Origin of the sequence: Rhodococcus sp. NPDC059968 (genome assembly GCF_042738615.1) — a bacterium.
GTDB lineage: Bacteria > Actinomycetota > Actinomycetes > Mycobacteriales > Mycobacteriaceae > Rhodococcus_F.
Window position 1 is genome coordinate 392,536 of the sequence record NZ_JBHWUE010000001.1, and the last position, 16,586, is coordinate 409,121.

Genomic DNA, 16,586 nt, shown 5'->3' on the forward strand with positions numbered 1-16,586 from the left:
TCACAGTGGTCCTTCGGTGTGCAGAAGTGAGCCGCGGCCGATGTCGCGCCCGATGTGGGTGAGGAGTTCGCCGGTCAGCTCCGGGTCGGTGGCGGTGTTCCGGTCGGTGTAGTCGCCGAGGGCGTGGATGTGATCGAAACCGGCAGGTGCCCAACGATTTCGGGCGAGAGTGTTGCGGCCGGCCACGGCGATCACCGGGACCGGGTGGGCGCGGCGGGCCAGGACGGCGAGGAGTTTGCCGTGTTCGGTTTGCTCGTCGATGCTTCCCTCGCCGGTGATCACCAGGTCCATTCCCGCGAGGTAGCCGTCGAAATCGAGCAGGTCGAGGAAGTATTCGGCGCCCGAGACCATACGTGCACCGAGCATCATGGCGGCGAATCCGATCCCACCGGCGCTGCCTGCGCCGGGGGAGTTCGCCACCGCACGCGACTGCGGGTAGCCGCTGCGGGTGAACGCCTCGACGAGGTTGTCGAGGCCGGCGTCGAGGTAGCGCACGGCCGCGGGGTCGGCGCCCTTCTGAGGGCCGTACACGGCGGCGGCACCGTTCGGTCCGGTCAGCGGGTTGGTGACGTCGCCGGCGATCACGATCTCGATTCCGGACAGGTTCACCGCGCGGGAGGAGTCGATCGTCGCGACGTCGGGAAGAGTTCGCCCGCACGCCCGCAGGGGTCGTCCCGTGGTGTCGGAGAACGTGAACCCGAGGGCGGCGAGCATCCCCATCCCGCCGTCGGTGCCGGCGCTGCCGCCGAGGGCGAGGACGAGGCGACGCGGGTGGTGGCGGAGGGCGTGCCCGATGGCCTGCCCCACCCCGAGGCTGGAGGCGTCGAGGGGAGCGGTGCGCCCGCTGGGGAGGGTGGCCAGTCCGCAGGTGTTGGCGACTTCGACCACCGCTGTGGTGCCGTTGACTGCGATGCGTCCGCGCTGGGGTGTTCCCGTGGCACCGGCGACGGTGACCGGGTGCGGAGTGAACCCGACTGCCACCGCCGCGTCGACGCTGCCGTCGCCACCGTCGGCGAGAGGAAGTTGCCTGCTCTCGATTCCCGCCGAGGCGAGTCCGGCCGAGAGATGTTCGGCGACATCGACTGCGGAGAGGGAGCCCTTGAACTTGTCGGGGGCAACCAGAACCCTCATCGGCCTTCCTTTCTCGCGTGCAGTGCGGGGTGCGGTCATCGCTGTGCGGAGTGCGCGGGCGTTGTCGCGGCGTCGAGTCGCTCGTGGTCGATCCGTTCAGGCCGTGGTTCCTGTTCCAGGATCTCCATGTCGAAGTCGTTCTCGACGTCACCGTCGGGTGCGGGAAGTACCTCGCCGGAAAAGACGCGGCGGGCGCGGTCGACGTCGAGTTCGTGGTTCCATTTGGCGACGAACAGGGTGGCGACGGCGTTGCCGATGAAGTTCACCAGGGCGCGGCATTCGGACATGAACTTGTCGATACCGAAGATGAGCATGATGCCGGCCGCAGGGATGGTGCCGAGGGTGCTCAATGTTGCTGTCAGCGCGATGAATCCGCCTCCGGCGACACCCGCGGCGCCCTTGGAGGTGAGCAGCATGACGCCGAGGAGGCCGAGTTGCTGCGGAATCGACAGGTCGGTGTTGGTGGCCTGCGCGATGTACAGCGCCGCGAGGGAGAGGTAGATGGCGGCCCCGTCGAGGTTGAAACTGTAGCCGGTGGGCACGACGAGACCCACCGTGGGCTTCTTGACGCCGGCGTACTCGAGCTTCCGCATCAAACCGGGCAGCGCGGGCTCGGCAGTGGAGGTACCGAGAATGAGCAGGAGTTCTTCCTTGAAGAAGCCGAGCATCCGGAAGATGTTGAGCCGCAGGTACGCCATCACCGATCCGAGGACCACGAAGACGAAGAACGCGGACGTGGCGTAGAACAGCAGGATGAGGCTGCCGAGGCTGGTGAGGGTGGAGACACCGTACTTGCCGATGGCGAAGGCCATGGCGCCGAACGCACCGAGGGGTGCGAGCTTCATGATGAAGCTCAGGACCTTGAAGACCACCGCGGTGAGGCGTTCGACGGCGTCCCGGATCGGGGCGGCGATCTGTCCCACCGCGTTGATGGCGACACCGAAGATGACGGCGAGGAAAATGACCTGGAGGATGTCGCCCTCGACGAACGGGCCGAACACGCTGTCCGGGACCAGGTGGGTGATGAACTCCCACCACTGTTTCTCTTCACCGGTCTGAATCAGTTTGTTGGCGGAGTCGGTCGTTTCCAGCGAGGCGGCATCGGCATTCACCCCGTCCCCGAGGCGGAAGAGGTTGATCGCGACGAGGCCGGTGAGCAGTGCGAGGATCGTTCCGACCTGGAAGTAGGTCAGCGCCTTGATTCCGGTCAGCCCGACCTTCTTCAGGTCCGCGACACTCGCGATCCCGCCGACGATCGTCAGGAACACGATCGGGCAGATCAGCATCTTCATCGCGGTGATGAAGGTGGTGCCGATCGGCTCCATCGCCTCGCCGGTGTCCGGCCAGAGCCACCCGACCAGGATGCCGAGCACGATCGCGATGAGAACCCAGAAGTACAGTTGCCTGTACCACGGTTTCTTCACAGTCGCCGGTTGGTAACTCGCTGCGCTGCTGGGTATTTCCATGACATTCACCTCGGGTGAGAGTGTTCAGGTGTGAAGACGGGGTGGCCGAGAGTTACCGACCGTTCGAGGGGGCCCGACCCGGCAGATCCTGCCGAGTCGGGCCGGCTGCGCAGGCGGGCTGGGGTCAGGCTGGGGTCAGAGCGGTCTGCAGAGCGTGCACGATCGCCTCGGTGACGGCGTCGGTGTCCGACGAGCCGCCGATGTCGCGGGTCAGTGCTCCGCTTGCGGTGGCGGCTTCGATGGCGGCTTCGACGCGGCGTGCCTCGTCGTGCAGCCCGAAGTGGTCGAGCATCAGGGCGGCGCTGGCGATCGCGCCGATCGGGTTGCTGATGCCCTGGCCGGCGATGTCGGGTGCGGAACCGTGGACGGGTTCGAACATGCTCGGGAAGCGGCGCTCCGGGTTGAGGTTCGCGCTTGCCGCGATGCCGAGGCTTCCCGCCAGCGCGGAGCCGAGGTCCGAGAGGATGTCGGCATTGAGATTCGACGCCACCACCACGGACAGGTCCTCCGGGTGCAGGATGAACTTCGCGCTCATGGCGTCGACGAGGACGCTTTCGGTCGCGACGTCGGGGTAGTCGAGGGCGACGCGGTTGAAGACCTCGTCCCACAGGACCATGCCGTACTGCTGGGCGTTGGACTTGGTGACGCTGGACACCTTCTTCACCGTGCGGGTGCGGGCCAGGTCGAACGCGAACCGCATGATGCGCTCGCAGCCCTTCTCGGTGAACAGTGCGGTCTGCAGCGCGACCTCGTTGCCCGGTCCGCGGCCGCTGAGGTTGCGTCCACCGAGGCCGGCGTACTCGCCCTCGCTGTTCTCCCGGACGACGACCCAGTCGAGTTCGGTGTCGTCGGCCTTGCGCAGCGGCGACTGCACACCGGGGAGGAACTTCACGGGCCGCACGTTGGCCCACTGGTCGAAGTTCTGGGTGATGTTGAGCCGCAGCCCCCAGAGACTGATGTGATCGGGGACGTTCTCCCATCCGACCGCTCCGAAGTAGATGGCGTCGAATGCCTTCAGGGTGTCGAGGCCGTCGTCGGCCATCATCTTCCCGGTCTGCTCGTAGTACCCGCATCCCCAGGGAAATTCTTCCCACTCGAAGGCGAAACGCCCACCGGACTGTTCTGCGAGGACGTCGAGCACGCGCCGTCCGGCAGCGACGACCTCCTTGCCGACGCCGTCGGCGGGGATCGATGCAATCTTGAACGTCTGCGGTGCCATGTCGTTGCCTCCATCGTGTTGTGCTCGTCACAGTGTGTGATGCATTCATTAACCCGTCACAATCGCGCAGCGTCCATGACCAAGAGTCGATCCGGCTTATAGGTTTCACCTAATCGAGTTGTGTTTTCGCAGGTAGAGTGAGTGTCCACGCATAGGCCGCCGAGGTCACAGTCGAGGGTTCGGCGCAGATCGACGGAAATGAAGGGGTTCGGATGGATGCGCGTCAGTTGCGGTACTTCCTGGCTGTGGTCGATCAGGGAGGCATCAACCGCGCAGCGGAAACACTGCTGATCGCGCAGCCCTCGCTGTCCCAGTCGATATCCGCGCTCGAACGGGAACTCGGGGTACCGCTCTTCCACCGCGTCGGGCGCCGGCTGGTGCTCAGCGACGCCGGCGAAACGCTCGTCGGTCCTGCCCGCGTGGTGCTGCGCGATCTCGAGGACGCGAAGGCGTCCGTCGATGCGCTGAAAGGGCTGCGCTCCGGTCGCGTGGACCTGATCACGATGCCGTCACCCGGGATCGAACCCCTCACCACGATCCTCACGAGCTTCAGCCGCACCTATCCGTCGGTCACCGTCAATGCCGAGGCGGCGTTCACTCCCGAAGAGGTTCTGCACGCCGTGCGCACCGGCGTCTGCGAGGTCGGGATCCTGGGTTCACCCGCCGCAGTGCGTGCCCCCGAACTCGACGTCGTCGCGCTCGAAAGCCAGCCGCTGATCCTCATCTCCGGGCCGGGCGCCGAAACGCCGGCCCGCCCGGAGATTCGGAGATCGGAATTGTCGGGCTTCCGCCTGATCGTCTCGCAGCGTGGATCGTTGATGCGAACCCTCGTCGACGAGGTCCTCGCCAGCGGCGTCGCAGCCACCATCGTCGCCGAGGTCGCCCACCGGACGTCGATCCTGCCGATGGTGCTCAGCGGATTCGGGCAGGCCGTCATGCCGTCGTCGTGGGCGCCGTCGGCCAGGCAGGCCGGCGCCACCGTGCACCGCATCGTCCCCGAGTCCTACCTGCACGTCGCCGCAGTCTGCCGCCGAACCCACCTCACGCCACCGGCACGGACGCTCATGGACGAGGCACGAAAGTACGCAGGACGCACAGTGGCCGCCTGGGAAGCACCCGCAGCGGAGAACCCGCAAGACTCCTGAACGACGGTCGTGCCCACGACCCGTGCGGTTTCGACGCGTTGGGGGACTCAGCCCAGGTCTGTCCCTTCACCGGAATTCTGCGGGCTGGGATCCGGTATGCGCCTCATGCGGAACGAATTGAACACCCCGATGAGGCCGGCGAGGATGGGGATGAGCAGTGCGACCTGAAGGGCGAGGGGTCGTGCGTCCGTGTTGATGCGGATGATCTCGTCCTGAATCTCCGGGGGTTGGTCGACCAGCAGTTGTTCGAGTTGGGTGTTGCTCATGACCTGGGCGTCGTCCTCGAGCACCTGCGCGACCTGTTGCTGCTCTGCCGGCGGGAGCACGGTGCTCGATTCCGCCATCGCCGTGAAGGTGAGGGACAGCGTTGCCAGCATGATGGCGCCGGCGAACGCCAGCCCGAACGACAGACCGAACGATCCCGCCGCAGAATTGACGCTGGCGGCTTCGCTGATCCGCTCCTCCTCGATCGGGGCGAGCGTGTAGTTGTTGAGTTGAGACACCAGCAAACCCAACCCCGATCCGGCAACCATCAGGGGGATCAGGAGGCCCCAGCCGAACTCGGCCCGGGGCACGATCGGGATCAGCACCGCTATCCCGATCGTGAGAAGCACGAATCCCCACCGGATGATGCTGCTCGGGCGCCGATCGGCCGCCTTCTTGCCCGCGAGCAACGCCACTGCGAACATGCTGAGGGAGAGGGGTGCGAGGGACAGGCCTGCCTGCATCGCGTTGTACTCGAGTACCATCTGCAGGTAGATCGGCAATGCGATCATCGTGCCACCCAGGGCGATCTGCTGGAGCATCTGCCCACTGATGCCCAGCCGGAAGATCTTGGAGCGGAACAGATCCGGGTCCAGCAGTGCCGGCTTCCCGCCACGTTTGCGTCGCACGAGCCAGTAGGCCAGCCCGGCCAGCGCGACCGCACCGGTCACCAGGAGCGCGGCAACGGATTCGCCCCCTTCCTGCCACACCAGGATTCCCAGCACGATGCCGCCCATCCCCAGAACGGAGAGGACGGCACCGACCGTGTCGATGCCGCGCGGTCCGGTGTACGGGACGTCGCGGATGAGTCTGATGCCGGACAGCACGACCCCGATGATGACGACCTCGAGCACGAATCCGATGCGCCACGAGAGGTAGGTGGTGATGAAACCTCCGAGTAGCGGTCCGACGGCAGCGGCGATCGCGGCCGCCGCCCCGACCAGGGCGTAGACCTTCTTCTGAGCGTCTCCTTCGAAGTTGCCGTGGATGAGGGACTGCATCGCGGGCAACAGGAGTGACGCGCCGATTCCACCCAGCACAGCCCAGAAGATGACGATCGCGATGAGGCTTTGTGCGAGTGCCATCGCCGACGCACCGATTGCGTAGCCGAGCAGACCCAGCACATACGCCCGCTTGCGTCCGATGAGGTCGCCGACCTTGCCGCCGATCAGGATGAACGCGGCAGATACCAGCGCCTCGAGCGCGATCGCCGCCTGGACGCCGCTGACGGTCGTGTGGAGGTCGCGAACCACCGACGAGATCGACACGTTCATCAGCGACGTGTCGACGACGAGCACGAACATCGCCATCGCCAGCAGAATCGCGAGCGCGCGTCGGGGGCCCGCTGCCCGCTCGGAATCACCGGTAGTCGGTTCTTCGGTCATAGGAGGCCCACCGTCCGTCCATTCCGCTGCCCTGAGTGTCCCATGTGTGCGGGGACGGCGAAGCTACATCGGTGTTTGTCATCGTTCGATCCGGACACCGGTCTCGCGACGGTTACGGTGATGAGACACTGCACCGAGGTGAGGAGTCGCCGTGCCCAAGCTGGAGATCAAGAGGAAGTCCGAGCTCTCCCGGAAAGAGGTGTCCGACCGGCTCATCGCGCTCGGACAGGCCCTCGCGAGCGGCTCTGAGGTGGAACTGGGCTCCGGTGGCGACTCGATTTCGGTCGTCGTGGGCGACCGGGTTCAGTGGGAGCTGGAAATCGAGGTCGACGGCGACGAAACCGAGATCGAGATCGAAATCAGTTGGCGCGACGATCCGTCCGAGGAATCCACGGACGACGCGGAACCGGAATCGGAGACACCGCCTCCCGTCAAGACTGCGCCGCCGGCCAAGACTGCGCGTCGTGGGCGGCCCCGCAAGAGCACCGCCAAGTGAGCTGCGCCAAGTCAGGTTGGTGAGATCGGTTCGAAGGGCCGGATTTCGTCTTCCCCGGGTCGGACCACGCCGGCCGAAGATTCCGGCACTTCGTTCCACGCGCCTTCGAGGTCGCGGAGGGGCTCGGAGACCACGAAGCGGGTCTCCCCGCTCAATTCGCGCAGCACCTCGACCTCCGGGTGCAGTGCGCGCACCTTCGCGACCTCGGTGGAGAAGAACAGCGACCTCGACTGCCGCTCACTCGAATAGCGAAAGACCCACAGCGATTCACCGTCGGTGGTCGCGACGGTCATCTGCACCGGATGCTCGACCCCATACGTGCGCCCGACATCCTCGACGAAGCCGACCGCACGGGCCACAGCACCGAACGGATCGTCGACGAGGCCGAACGTCAGTGCGAGGAAGAACAGGGCCTCGGAGTCCGTCGACCCCTCGATGTCGGAGAACAGCGTCGGGTCGACGGCCATCACCAGGTCGCGCCTGATCTCGTGAAACCCGCGCAGTGCGCCGTTGTGCACCCACAACCACCGCCCATGCCGGAAGGGGTGACAATTGCTGCGCTGCACCGGCGTCCCGGTCGAAGCCCGCACGTGCGCGAGCAACATCTGCGTTCGCACCTGACCGGCGATCTCCCGCAGATTGCCGTCGTTCCAGGCCGGTTCGATGCTCTTGTACACCGCCGGCTCACTGCCTTCGCCGTACCAGCCGACACCGAACCCGTCACCATTCGTGGTCGTCGCCCCGAGACGCGAGTGCAGACTCTGATCGATCAGCGAATGTTCAGGGCGGAACAACAGGGCCTCGGCGAGGATCGGCTCACCCGAGTACGCCATCCACCGGCACATACATCAATTCAAGCAGAACGGGACCGGCGAGCCCACCCCCGTTTCCCGACGAACCTGCTGGTATTTGCCGCCAACGACTTCCGGGCGGAGGAGAATGGGAACCAACCGGCCATATCGCGTCGCTCGAGGAAGGCAGACAGCCATGTCCGAGGAATCGACAGCGGATCTGACGGCCGCCCGATGACGAACTCCGCAGAACACGACGAACCGGTGGCACATCCGAGCCGGGCCGAGCGCGCACAACGCGGGGCGGCAGCCCGCCGAGATACCCCGCCGGCTGCGCTCGCGGAGCACGGTGTTGCCGATCGGCGCGACCCGGTGGGCCTCCTCGAAAAGCAGGCGACGGAGAGAGTCACGGAACTCGTTCCGATCCGGTACGGGCGCATGTCGGCGACAGCCTTCGCCTTCTACCGTGGTGCCGCCGCGATCATGGCCGACGATTTGTCCCACTCGCCCACCACGGGCCTGCGCACGCAGCTCTGCGGCGACGCGCACCTGAGCAACTTCGGAATCTTCGCCACCCCGGAACGCCGGCTGGCATTCGACATCAACGACTTCGACGAGACACATCGCGGTCCCTTCGAGTGGGATGTCAAACGCCTGGTCGCGAGCCTCGCGATCGCCGCGCAGGAGAACGAATTCAGCGCCAAGAAGCGCAGGAAGATCACCCACTCCTGCGTCGCCGAATACCGCGAAACCATTGCCAGACAGGCGCAACTGGGAAACTTGGCCGTCTGGTACTCCCACATCGAGCCCACAGCGGAACTCGTGGGGCTTCGAGACGAGCTGGACAAGTCGCAGACGAAACGCGCCCGCACGGCTCTGGAGAAGGCGTGGCGCCGGGACAGCGTCCAAGCGCTCTCCAAGCTGACCGCCGTCGTGGACGGCGAGAGGCGGATCATCAGCAACCCGCCACTGTTGGTCCCGGTCGAGGAGCTGTACGCGGGCGAGGACCGCGAATCGTTGTACCGAGACGTACGGCACCGCCTGGACGTGTATGCGCAGTCTCTGCGTTGGGACCAGCGTGTCCTCTACGACCAGTTCCGGATGGTGCAGATCGCCCGCAAGGTGGTCGGCGTCGGCAGTGTGGGCACCCGCACCTGGATCATCCTGATGCTGGGAGCAGACGACGACGACGACCCGCTGTTTCTCCAGGTCAAGGAAGCGGGTCCGTCGGTGCTGTCGCGTTACGTCGACGGGCCGTCGTTCGCGACGGAGGGCGAGCGGGTGGTCAGTGGACAGCGACTGATGCAGGCCGCGAGCGACATCTTCCTGGGCTGGGAACGTGGTGCGGGTCCCGACGGCGTCGAGCGGGACTTCTACGTGCGCCAATTGCGGGACGGCAAGGGTTCGGCGGTGGTCGAATCCCAGACACCCGCCACCATGATGCTGTACGGGCGATTGTGTGCCCGTGTCCTCGCCTATGCGCACGCGCGGGCCGGCGACCGGATCGCGATCGCCGCCTACCTGGGGGACGACACCGAATTCGAACACGCGATAGCAGAATTCGCCGAGACCTACGCCGAGCAGAACACCGCAGACCACGCGGCGCTGCTCGAGGCCGTCGCCGGAGGCCGCATCGTCGCAGCCACCGGATTCTGAACAGCTCGTTCGCCCGCTCCGGAGAACCCTCCGGCAGCAGTGCGCACTAGAAGATCAGCCCGTGCGTTTCGACGAGCGCCATGGTCGCCTCCATGTCCGCCGAGCAACCGTAGGGTGCGATCAGTTGCTCCCATTCCGTGGGGCTCAGGTCCTCGGTCAGTCGGTCGAGGCATCGGAACAATTCTTCCAAACCTCCGGGAGAGATGATTTCGAGTAACCGTGCCGGTGTCTCTCCGGCATTCCAGAACGTGTGCCACTCCCCGCGGGGTTTGAAGATGAGATTCCCCGGACCAGCGCTGACCTCCTGGTCTCCGAATTTGGCGCCGACCGTGCCTTCCAGGATGAAGCTGAACTCATCCTCGCGGGTGTGCTTGTGAAGTGGAGCCGCAAGGACTTTGGCGGGCAGGCGATGCTCAACCATGGAAAACCCACTACCCCACTCTCGACTGTTCACCAGGAAGCGGTCGCCACAGGCACCGGCGGGCTGGTAGAGCTCGCCTTCCTCTGGGCCTAGAATCCGACCATTCGGCATTTGCCCGCACACTTCCGACCGAGTAAGGGATCTTCAAGCGACGATACGCCGACGCGCTGGTCATCGCGTTTTTCCTGCGGTATCCGACGCACCGGGAGCGCTCAGGCTCGCGCGGGCGGTGGGCCGCTGAAGCCGCGGAGGTCGCGTGCGGTGGCACCGGGTTCGAAGGTGCTGCCGCCGGGGCCGAATCGTCCGATCACGGTGTGCCGGCTGTCCCAGTGCACCCCGCGGGTGGGGAGTGCGCACCGGGTCGAGAAGGCGGACGCGTCGTCCGCGGATGGGTCGTGCGCCGATGCGATGTGCGCGGCGTAGACGCGCAGCGCGACTGCGAAGGCGTTGGGTTCGCGGCCGGTGTCGAGGAAGTGCGCTCGGTCGCCGCATTGCGGGCAGTGCCACGACGCGCGGTCGCATCCGCCTGCAAGGCCCACGGCCGGTGATTCGTCTCCGGGCGGACCGGAGGTGCGGTACGTGTCGAACGGGTCCGGTTGCCCGAGCGGTTCGGGCGCCTGCCGTGCCGCCGCCACCATGTCCCGCCAGGCGGCATGTACATCGAATCCCCCGAGCATCAGCACTTCTTCGGGCATCGGCCCGATGAATGGCGAACCCGCGCACAGCACCCTGGTGTGATCGCGGGCGTAGTTGTATTTCGGGTCGAGAGCCCGAGCGTGCCGCATCTGCTGTATGCGCTCGGTGATCGCGAGTCCGTGCCATTCGCGTCCGCAGTGCGGGCACGAGTCCTGGTTCACGTTCGAGTCGTGCTCGGATCGGTTGTCGTGGTTCGCGAGTTGGTCCTGCACGAGCCGGTCGATCCGGTCGACGAGGTCACGGTCGGTCATGGTGGATACCCACGGTAGCGGCGACGGCCGTTCGGCGCAGTCAGTATCCCGCGTCGAAGTCGAACTCGTTGAGCAGCGCGGCGTCACCCGACAGGTAGCGTCCGAGGTTCTCGACGAACAGATCCACGATCTTCCCGTTTTCGGACGGCACGTTGGCGGCGCTGTGCGGGCTGAGGATGACGTTGTCGGCCGTCCACAACGGTGAATCCTCCCGCAGCGGTTCGGTGGAGGTGACGTCCAGGACCGCCCCGCCCAGCCGGCCCGTCGACAGTGCTTCTGCGAGAGCGTCTTCGTCGATGATCGGTCCCCGTCCGAGATTGACGACCAGCGCGCCGTCGGGGAGGGCGGCGAGTTCCGGGCGTCCGATCAGCCCGCGAGTGCCGTCGGTGAGGGCGCAGGAGATCACGAGAATGTCTGCGGTGGGCAGGTGCTCGGCGATCCGGTCGGTGGTGGTCATGCTGTCGAAGGGGGCGCCGGCAGGTCGTGGGTTGCGGACAACCCCGTCGGCGGTGACGGAGAAGCACCGGAGAAGTTCCGCTGTGCGCCTGCCGATCTTGCCGGCGCCCACGACCAGCGCGTGGCGTCCTGCGAGCTCGGTCGTTTCCTGTTTGCGCCAGGTCCGGGTCTGCCGGTCGGCGATCAGCCGGGGGAGTCCGCGCGCGAAATGCAGAATGCCGGCGAGCGCGAACTCCGCCAGCGGATCGGCGTGGACTCCCGCGGCGGTCGTCACCGTCAGCGGTGCCTGCGACAGCCCGAATTTCTCGATCAGTTGCCCGGCGCCGGCGGACGTCGCCTGGATCCATTTCAGATTCGGCGACTGGTCGAGTGTGCGTTCGGGGTGGCGCCAGTCGAAATCGAACATCACATCTGCGGTCCGCAGCATCGACGTCCACCGGTCGTGCTCGCCGGCCGTCAGCTCGCGCGGCACCCCGACGTGATCGCTCTGCCATCGAGGTCGGGGGAGCAGTTCGGGTGCATACGACACCCGGATCCGAGGGTCGCAGCCTGCGATCCTGTCGACCAGGTCCTGCTCGAGATACGACGCGACGAGTACGTCGACGCAGGCGTCGGGCACGGTCACTCCTTCACAGCCGGGTCGGACGTCGGTGCGCTCGGCTCGACCTCCGGCGCGGAGGCGGACTTCGGCATCGCCGCCGCGGCGACGACGAGTACGACGGCCGCGCCGAGGGCGGCCACGAACACCAGATGCAGGGCGCCGGCCAGATCGCCCGGGGCAGGGTTGTCGGCGCCGCCCAGTCGCGCGTTGACGAGGGCACCGAACAGGGCGACCCCGACGGCGCTGCCGATGGACCGGGCGAACATGTTGGTCGACGTGACGACGCCGCGCTCCGACCAGTCGACGCTCGACTGCGCCGCGATGAGGGTGGGACTCGCGACGAGTCCCATGCCGCCGCCGATGACGAAGCAGCAGATCGCCACCTGCCACACCGCGGACTCGATGGACAGGCTCAACGTGAGAGCGGTGCCCGCCACGACCAGCAGGCTGCCCGCGGTGGCCGTGACCCGGAAGCCGAAACGCAGGTACACGCGCCCGGACTGCGACGCGGCGATCGGCCAGCCGATGGTCAGGGTGGCCAGCGCGAACCCGGCCACCAGTGCGCCCGTCCCGAGGACGCCCTGGGTGAAGGTCGGCACGTAGGTGGTCAGCCCCAGGACGATCGCGCCGACCAGCAGTGACACGACACTGCTCGCGGCGAGAACCCGCCGGGTGAACACCCACAGCGGCAGCACCGGTTCGGCGGCGCGCCGTTCGACGAGGACGAAGACGATCAGGAACACGAAGCCCGCCGCGAAGATGCCGAGGCTGATCGGTGAACTCCACGCCCAGGCCTGCCCGCCTTCGAGGAGTCCGAGGATGAGCAGTGTCGCCCCGACTGCCAGGATTCCGGCGCCGGCGTAGTCGATGGACCGCTGGGTGCGCACCTGCTTCTCGTCGAAGCTGCGGATCAGCATCACGGCCGCGAGCAGGCAAAGGGGGATGTTGACGAAGAAGATCCACCGCCACGACAGGTACTCGGAGAACACCCCGCCGACGGTCGGGCCGACCACCGCCGACATGCCCCACACGCTGGCCAGATAGCCCTGGGCCTTGGCGCGTTCGGCGAGCGTGTAGATGTCTCCGGCGATGGTCATGCTCATCGGCTGGACGGCTCCGGCGCCGAGACCCTGCACCGCACGGAACGCGATGAGCGCGGGCATGCTCCACGCGATCCCGCACAGCACCGAGCCGACACCGAACAGCGCGATGCCCAGGAGCATCACCGGCCTGCGGCCGAAGATGTCGGCCAGTTTGCCGTAGATCGGCACCGACACGGCCTGGGTGAGCAGGTAGATCGAGAACAGCCACGGGAACTGCGAGAAGCCGCCGAGGTCGCCGACGATGGTGAATACGGCGGTGGAGATGATGGTTGCATCGAGCGCGACCAGTGATGTCGTGAGCATCAGCGACACCAGAATCGGTCCGCGTTCCGAGCGGAACCCGACGTCGACCGGGGCCGTGTCCGTCGCCATTACCCACCCTTTCCGGTTACCGCGCTCACAAGAGTTCCTGACCAACGGTAACGACAACGGGAGACGAAGTGTTCCGCGGCTGTGCCCGCGAAGGCGCTACGCGGTCGCCGAGGATCCGCGGAACGCCGCGCGGTAGGAGTGGGGGCTGGTCCCCACGACGCGCTTGAACCGATCGCGGAACGCGGTCGGCGACCCGAACCCCACCTGCACGGCGATGCGGTCGACGGAGTGAGCGGTGGTCTCCAGGAGGTACTGCGCCTGATGAATCCGGACGCGGTGGAGCCACTGCAACGGTGTGGTGCCGGTCTGCTCGCGGAATCTCCGATTGAGGGTGCGGGTGCTCATCCCGGCTCGCCGGGCGAGGTCGTCGAGCGTCAGGTCTTCGCGGCTGTTCTCCTGCATCCACAGGAGCAGCGGTTCGAGGCTCGTCAGCTCCGCGGACGGTGGACGTTCGTGAACGATGAACTGAGCCTGTCCGCCTTCGCGTTCCAACGGCATGACCGACAACCGGGCAGCGTCGGCGGCCACCGCCGACCCATGATCCGAGCGGACCATGTGCAGACACAGGTCGAGGCCTGCCGCGGCACCGGCCGAGGTCAGGAACTGGCCGTTGTCGACGTAGAGCACGGCCGGGTCCACGTCGACCAGAGGGTGACGCGAGGCGAGGAGTTCGGCGGCCGCCCAATGCGTCGTCGCCCGTCTGCCGTCGAGTAGTCCCGTGGCGGCCAAGGTGAACGCTCCCACGCAGATCGACGCGATTCGGGTTCCACTGTCGGCCGCCCGGCGCAGCGCCTCGAGTACGTCGGTTGCAAGCGGCGCGGTGGGGTCGGCCAGCCCCGGCAGGATGATCGTGTCGGCGGCGTCGAGAGTGCTCAGATCCCAGGGCGCGCGGAGTGTGAATGCGCCGGCGTCCACGTCACCGTCCGGGGCGCACACCTTCACCCGGTAGGCCGCGCGTCCGTCCGGCAACCTGGTGCGGCCGAAGACCTCGACCGGGGTGGCGAGATCGAACGCGATGACACCGTCGAGCGCCAGGACTGCCACCGTGTGCATGGCTACAACTTACGGAGTCGATTGATTTCCGCCAAGAGTGCATGACAGCGGTGAATGCCGTTGCGCATCGGGAAAATCTGCAGAAATGGAGTGGCGAGAATCCGTTGGAATATGGCGAAAATGCCAGTTCTCCGGTCTCGGCCGGCTGGCTAGCGTCACTGACGGCCCCGTGTACTCGGCACGAGGCAGACAGTGAAAGGCACCACGGATGCATGTCCAGATCGCGCTGTTCGACGGCTTCGACCCGCTCGACGTCATCGCCCCGTTCGAGGTACTGCACGCGGGTGGCCTGTACGCCGACGGCGCGCTGACCGTCGAACTGGCCTCCGCGGAGGGCGTGCGTGAGGTTCCCAGCGGAACAGCGCCGCTGAGTCTGCGGGCCGCCGCGACGCTCGACGCGGGCCGGGCCGATGTGATCGTCGTGCCGGGTGCCTCGGGGCGTGTGGAGGAGCGCACCGAGGGCGACGACACCATCCCGAAAATTCTCGGGCGGACCCTCGAGACGCGGCTCCCCGACATACTGCGGGAGGCCTGTGCGGACCCGGACCTGATCGTCGCGACCGTCTGCGGCGGCTCGCTCGTACTCGCGATGGCAGGACTCGTCGAAGGGCGCCACGCCGTCACCCATCACCTGGGGATGGATCTGCTCGACGCCACCGGGGTGGTCGCCGTGGACGCCCGCGTCGTCGACGACGGTGACCTCGTCACCGCGGCCGGCGTCACCTCGGGTCTGGACCTCGGACTGTATCTGCTCGAACGGGAGCTGGGACCGCGCATCGCCCACGCGGTCGAGACGTTGTTCGCTTACGAGCGCCGCGGCACCGTCTGGTGTGCCCGTGGGCTCGAACCCACCACCATCTAAGGAGCACAACCATGTCTGTCGACGGCACCTGGAACGTCGTGATCGCCACACCCATCGGGAAGCAACGAGTCGAATTGACCTTCGTCACGCAGGACGGCGAACTCCGCGGCATCGCTCGCGGAGCCTCCGAGGAAGTGCCGCTCACCGACCCGACGCTCGACGGGAACCGGCTCACCTGGGCTCAGTCCATCACCAAGCCGCTGCGTCTCCACTTGCAGTTCGATGTCCTCGTCGAGGGCGACGAGATGACGGGGAAGTCGACGGCGGGACGTCTGCCCAGCTCGAAGGTCAGCGGCCGCCGGTCGGTGCCCGACCGATAGGCTGGGTCACCGTGCGCCCCTCACTCGATTCATACGCCCATCTGGCCGGTGGCAAGGTCCGCGACCTCTACACGATCGACGACGAGCACCTCCTGTTGGTCGCGAGCGACCGGATCTCCGCCTACGACCACGTCCTCAGCACCCCGATCCCGGACAAGGGTCGGGTGCTCACCGCGATGAGCGTCTTCTTCTTCGGCGTCCTCGGTGGCAACAACCATCTGGCGGGGGAACCCGACGACAGCCGGATCCCCGAAGAGGTCCTCGGCCGCGCGCTGGTGGTCCGGAAGCTGGACATGGTCCCCGTCGAGTGCGTGGCCCGCGGCTACCTCACGGGGTCGGGACTGATCGACTACAACGAGACCGGCGCGGTGTGCGGAGTCGCACTGCCCGAGGGTCTGGTGGAGGCGAGCCAGCTTCCCGACCCGATCTTCACGCCCGCCAGCAAGGCCGAGCTGGGCGAGCACGACGAGAACATCAGTTTCGAGGCCGTGGTCGAGAAGGTGGGCCAGGATCTGGCCGTGAAGCTGCGCGACGACACCCTCGACGTCTACGGCCGGGCGTCCAACTTCGCCGCGGACCGCGGCATCATCCTCGCCGACACCAAGCTCGAGTTCGGACTGGACCCGAAGGGCAACCTGGTTCTCGCCGACGAGGTCCTCACCCCCGACTCGTCCCGGTACTGGCCCGCCGACGGGTACGAGGCAGGGAAGGTGCAACCGAGCTTCGACAAGCAGTTCGTCCGCAACTGGCTCACCGGCCCCGAATCCGGCTGGGACCGCGCGTCCGACACTCCGCCGCCGCCGCTGCCCGCGGAGATCGTGGAGGCGACCCGCGAGCGGTACATCGAAGCGTACGAGCGGATCTCGGGTCTGTCGTTCGCGGACTGGGTGGGCTGAGA

General features: G+C 66.7%; 16 protein-coding genes. 6 read left to right on the forward strand and 10 right to left on the reverse strand.

The annotated features are described in order from the left end of the window. From ACFWAY_RS01825 to ACFWAY_RS01835, 3 genes are all read right to left on the reverse strand, one after another. Positions 1–1,131 carry a glycerate kinase gene (locus tag ACFWAY_RS01825; protein WP_378451084.1) on the reverse strand — a complete coding sequence of 377 codons (1,131 nt, stop codon included), beginning with the start codon at positions 1,129–1,131 and terminating at the stop codon, positions 1–3. Between the two features lie 35 nt (positions 1,132–1,166). Further along, positions 1,167–2,597 (reverse strand): C4-dicarboxylate transporter DctA, encoded by a 1,431-nt coding sequence (dctA, locus tag ACFWAY_RS01830; RefSeq protein ID WP_378509660.1) that lies wholly within the window; start codon positions 2,595–2,597, stop codon positions 1,167–1,169. 124 nt (positions 2,598–2,721) lie between these two features. Beyond that, positions 2,722–3,816, reverse strand: coding sequence for a tartrate dehydrogenase (locus ACFWAY_RS01835; protein WP_378451086.1), 1,095 nt, complete (start codon positions 3,814–3,816; stop codon positions 2,722–2,724). Between the two features lie 212 nt (positions 3,817–4,028). Here ACFWAY_RS01835 and ACFWAY_RS01840 point away from each other — a divergent pair, with 212 nt between their 5' ends. Then, complete coding sequence (locus ACFWAY_RS01840; RefSeq protein ID WP_378451104.1) at positions 4,029–4,961, forward strand: LysR family transcriptional regulator; 933 nt, start codon at positions 4,029–4,031, stop codon at positions 4,959–4,961. A 47-nt stretch (positions 4,962–5,008) separates the two neighbouring features. On the opposite strand, the gene ACFWAY_RS01845 is transcribed toward ACFWAY_RS01840, so the two are convergent. Next, the gene (locus ACFWAY_RS01845; RefSeq protein ID WP_378451087.1) at positions 5,009–6,610 is read right to left on the reverse strand and encodes an MFS transporter; all 1,602 of its coding nucleotides are present in this window, start codon (positions 6,608–6,610) and stop codon (positions 5,009–5,011) included. 151 nt (positions 6,611–6,761) lie between these two features. Between ACFWAY_RS01845 and ACFWAY_RS01850 the strand changes: the two genes are divergently transcribed. Continuing rightward, positions 6,762–7,106 (forward strand): amphi-Trp domain-containing protein, encoded by a 345-nt coding sequence (locus tag ACFWAY_RS01850; protein WP_378451088.1) that lies wholly within the window; start codon positions 6,762–6,764, stop codon positions 7,104–7,106. Between the two features lie 11 nt (positions 7,107–7,117). On the opposite strand, the gene ACFWAY_RS01855 is transcribed toward ACFWAY_RS01850, so the two are convergent. Then, positions 7,118–7,939, reverse strand: a complete 822-nt coding sequence (locus ACFWAY_RS01855; RefSeq protein ID WP_378509661.1) for a class II glutamine amidotransferase — start codon at positions 7,937–7,939, stop codon at positions 7,118–7,120. Between the two features lie 192 nt (positions 7,940–8,131). Here ACFWAY_RS01855 and ACFWAY_RS01860 point away from each other — a divergent pair, with 192 nt between their 5' ends. Beyond that, entirely contained in the window at positions 8,132–9,553 is a 1,422-nt protein-coding gene (locus ACFWAY_RS01860) for a DUF2252 domain-containing protein (RefSeq protein WP_378509662.1), read from the forward strand. Between the two features lie 46 nt (positions 9,554–9,599). On the opposite strand, the gene ACFWAY_RS01865 is transcribed toward ACFWAY_RS01860, so the two are convergent. From ACFWAY_RS01865 to ACFWAY_RS01885, 5 genes are all read right to left on the reverse strand, one after another. After that, positions 9,600–10,085, reverse strand: a complete 486-nt coding sequence (locus tag ACFWAY_RS01865) for a cupin domain-containing protein (RefSeq protein ID WP_378509663.1) — start codon at positions 10,083–10,085, stop codon at positions 9,600–9,602. Between the two features lie 101 nt (positions 10,086–10,186). Further along, on the reverse strand, positions 10,187–10,921 hold the full coding sequence (locus tag ACFWAY_RS01870; protein WP_378509664.1) for a hypothetical protein: 735 nt from the start codon (positions 10,919–10,921) through the stop codon (positions 10,187–10,189). Between the two features lie 40 nt (positions 10,922–10,961). After that, positions 10,962–12,002, reverse strand: a complete 1,041-nt coding sequence (locus tag ACFWAY_RS01875; protein ID WP_378509665.1) for a D-2-hydroxyacid dehydrogenase — start codon at positions 12,000–12,002, stop codon at positions 10,962–10,964. After that, positions 11,999–13,453 (reverse strand): MDR family MFS transporter, encoded by a 1,455-nt coding sequence (locus ACFWAY_RS01880; RefSeq protein ID WP_378509666.1) that lies wholly within the window; start codon positions 13,451–13,453, stop codon positions 11,999–12,001. Before ACFWAY_RS01880 ends, ACFWAY_RS01875 begins: the two co-directional genes overlap by 4 nt. A gap of 96 nt (positions 13,454–13,549) precedes the next feature. Then, the gene (locus tag ACFWAY_RS01885; RefSeq protein ID WP_378509667.1) at positions 13,550–14,506 is read right to left on the reverse strand and encodes a GlxA family transcriptional regulator; all 957 of its coding nucleotides are present in this window, start codon (positions 14,504–14,506) and stop codon (positions 13,550–13,552) included. 208 nt (positions 14,507–14,714) lie between these two features. On the opposite strand from ACFWAY_RS01885, the gene ACFWAY_RS01890 reads away from it, so the two are divergent. From ACFWAY_RS01890 to ACFWAY_RS01900, 3 genes are read left to right on the forward strand one after another with little or no spacing between them, the layout of a single operon-like run. Next, entirely contained in the window at positions 14,715–15,368 is a 654-nt protein-coding gene (locus ACFWAY_RS01890; protein WP_378455769.1) for a DJ-1/PfpI family protein, read from the forward strand. 11 nt (positions 15,369–15,379) lie between these two features. Continuing rightward, positions 15,380–15,688 (forward strand): hypothetical protein, encoded by a 309-nt coding sequence (locus tag ACFWAY_RS01895; RefSeq protein WP_378455768.1) that lies wholly within the window; start codon positions 15,380–15,382, stop codon positions 15,686–15,688. 11 nt (positions 15,689–15,699) lie between these two features. Further along, entirely contained in the window at positions 15,700–16,584 is an 885-nt protein-coding gene (locus ACFWAY_RS01900) for a phosphoribosylaminoimidazolesuccinocarboxamide synthase (protein ID WP_378455767.1), read from the forward strand. Positions 16,585–16,586: the final 2 nt, after the last annotated feature.

What these genes read in the sequence shown, in the direction of transcription:
- ACFWAY_RS01825 (WP_378451084.1), bottom strand. Translation starts at nt 1,131, where the DNA reads ATGAGGGTTCTGGTTGCCCCCGACAAGTTCAAGGGCTCCCTCTCCGCA.
- dctA (WP_378509660.1), bottom strand. Translation starts at nt 2,597, where the DNA reads ATGGAAATACCCAGCAGCGCAGCGAGTTACCAACCGGCGACTGTGAAG.
- ACFWAY_RS01835 (WP_378451086.1), bottom strand. Translation starts at nt 3,816, where the DNA reads ATGGCACCGCAGACGTTCAAGATTGCATCGATCCCCGCCGACGGCGTC.
- ACFWAY_RS01840 (WP_378451104.1), top strand. Translation starts at nt 4,029, where the DNA reads ATGGATGCGCGTCAGTTGCGGTACTTCCTGGCTGTGGTCGATCAGGGA.
- ACFWAY_RS01845 (WP_378451087.1), bottom strand. Translation starts at nt 6,610, where the DNA reads ATGACCGAAGAACCGACTACCGGTGATTCCGAGCGGGCAGCGGGCCCC.
- ACFWAY_RS01855 (WP_378509661.1), bottom strand. Translation starts at nt 7,939, where the DNA reads ATGGCGTACTCGGGTGAGCCGATCCTCGCCGAGGCCCTGTTGTTCCGC.
- ACFWAY_RS01860 (WP_378509662.1), top strand. Translation starts at nt 8,132, where the DNA reads ATGACGAACTCCGCAGAACACGACGAACCGGTGGCACATCCGAGCCGG.
- ACFWAY_RS01865 (WP_378509663.1), bottom strand. Translation starts at nt 10,085, where the DNA reads ATGCCGAATGGTCGGATTCTAGGCCCAGAGGAAGGCGAGCTCTACCAG.
- ACFWAY_RS01870 (WP_378509664.1), bottom strand. Translation starts at nt 10,921, where the DNA reads ATGACCGACCGTGACCTCGTCGACCGGATCGACCGGCTCGTGCAGGAC.
- ACFWAY_RS01880 (WP_378509666.1), bottom strand. Translation starts at nt 13,453, where the DNA reads ATGGCGACGGACACGGCCCCGGTCGACGTCGGGTTCCGCTCGGAACGC.
- ACFWAY_RS01885 (WP_378509667.1), bottom strand. Translation starts at nt 14,506, where the DNA reads ATGCACACGGTGGCAGTCCTGGCGCTCGACGGTGTCATCGCGTTCGAT.
- ACFWAY_RS01890 (WP_378455769.1), top strand. Translation starts at nt 14,715, where the DNA reads ATGCATGTCCAGATCGCGCTGTTCGACGGCTTCGACCCGCTCGACGTC.
- ACFWAY_RS01895 (WP_378455768.1), top strand. Translation starts at nt 15,380, where the DNA reads ATGTCTGTCGACGGCACCTGGAACGTCGTGATCGCCACACCCATCGGG.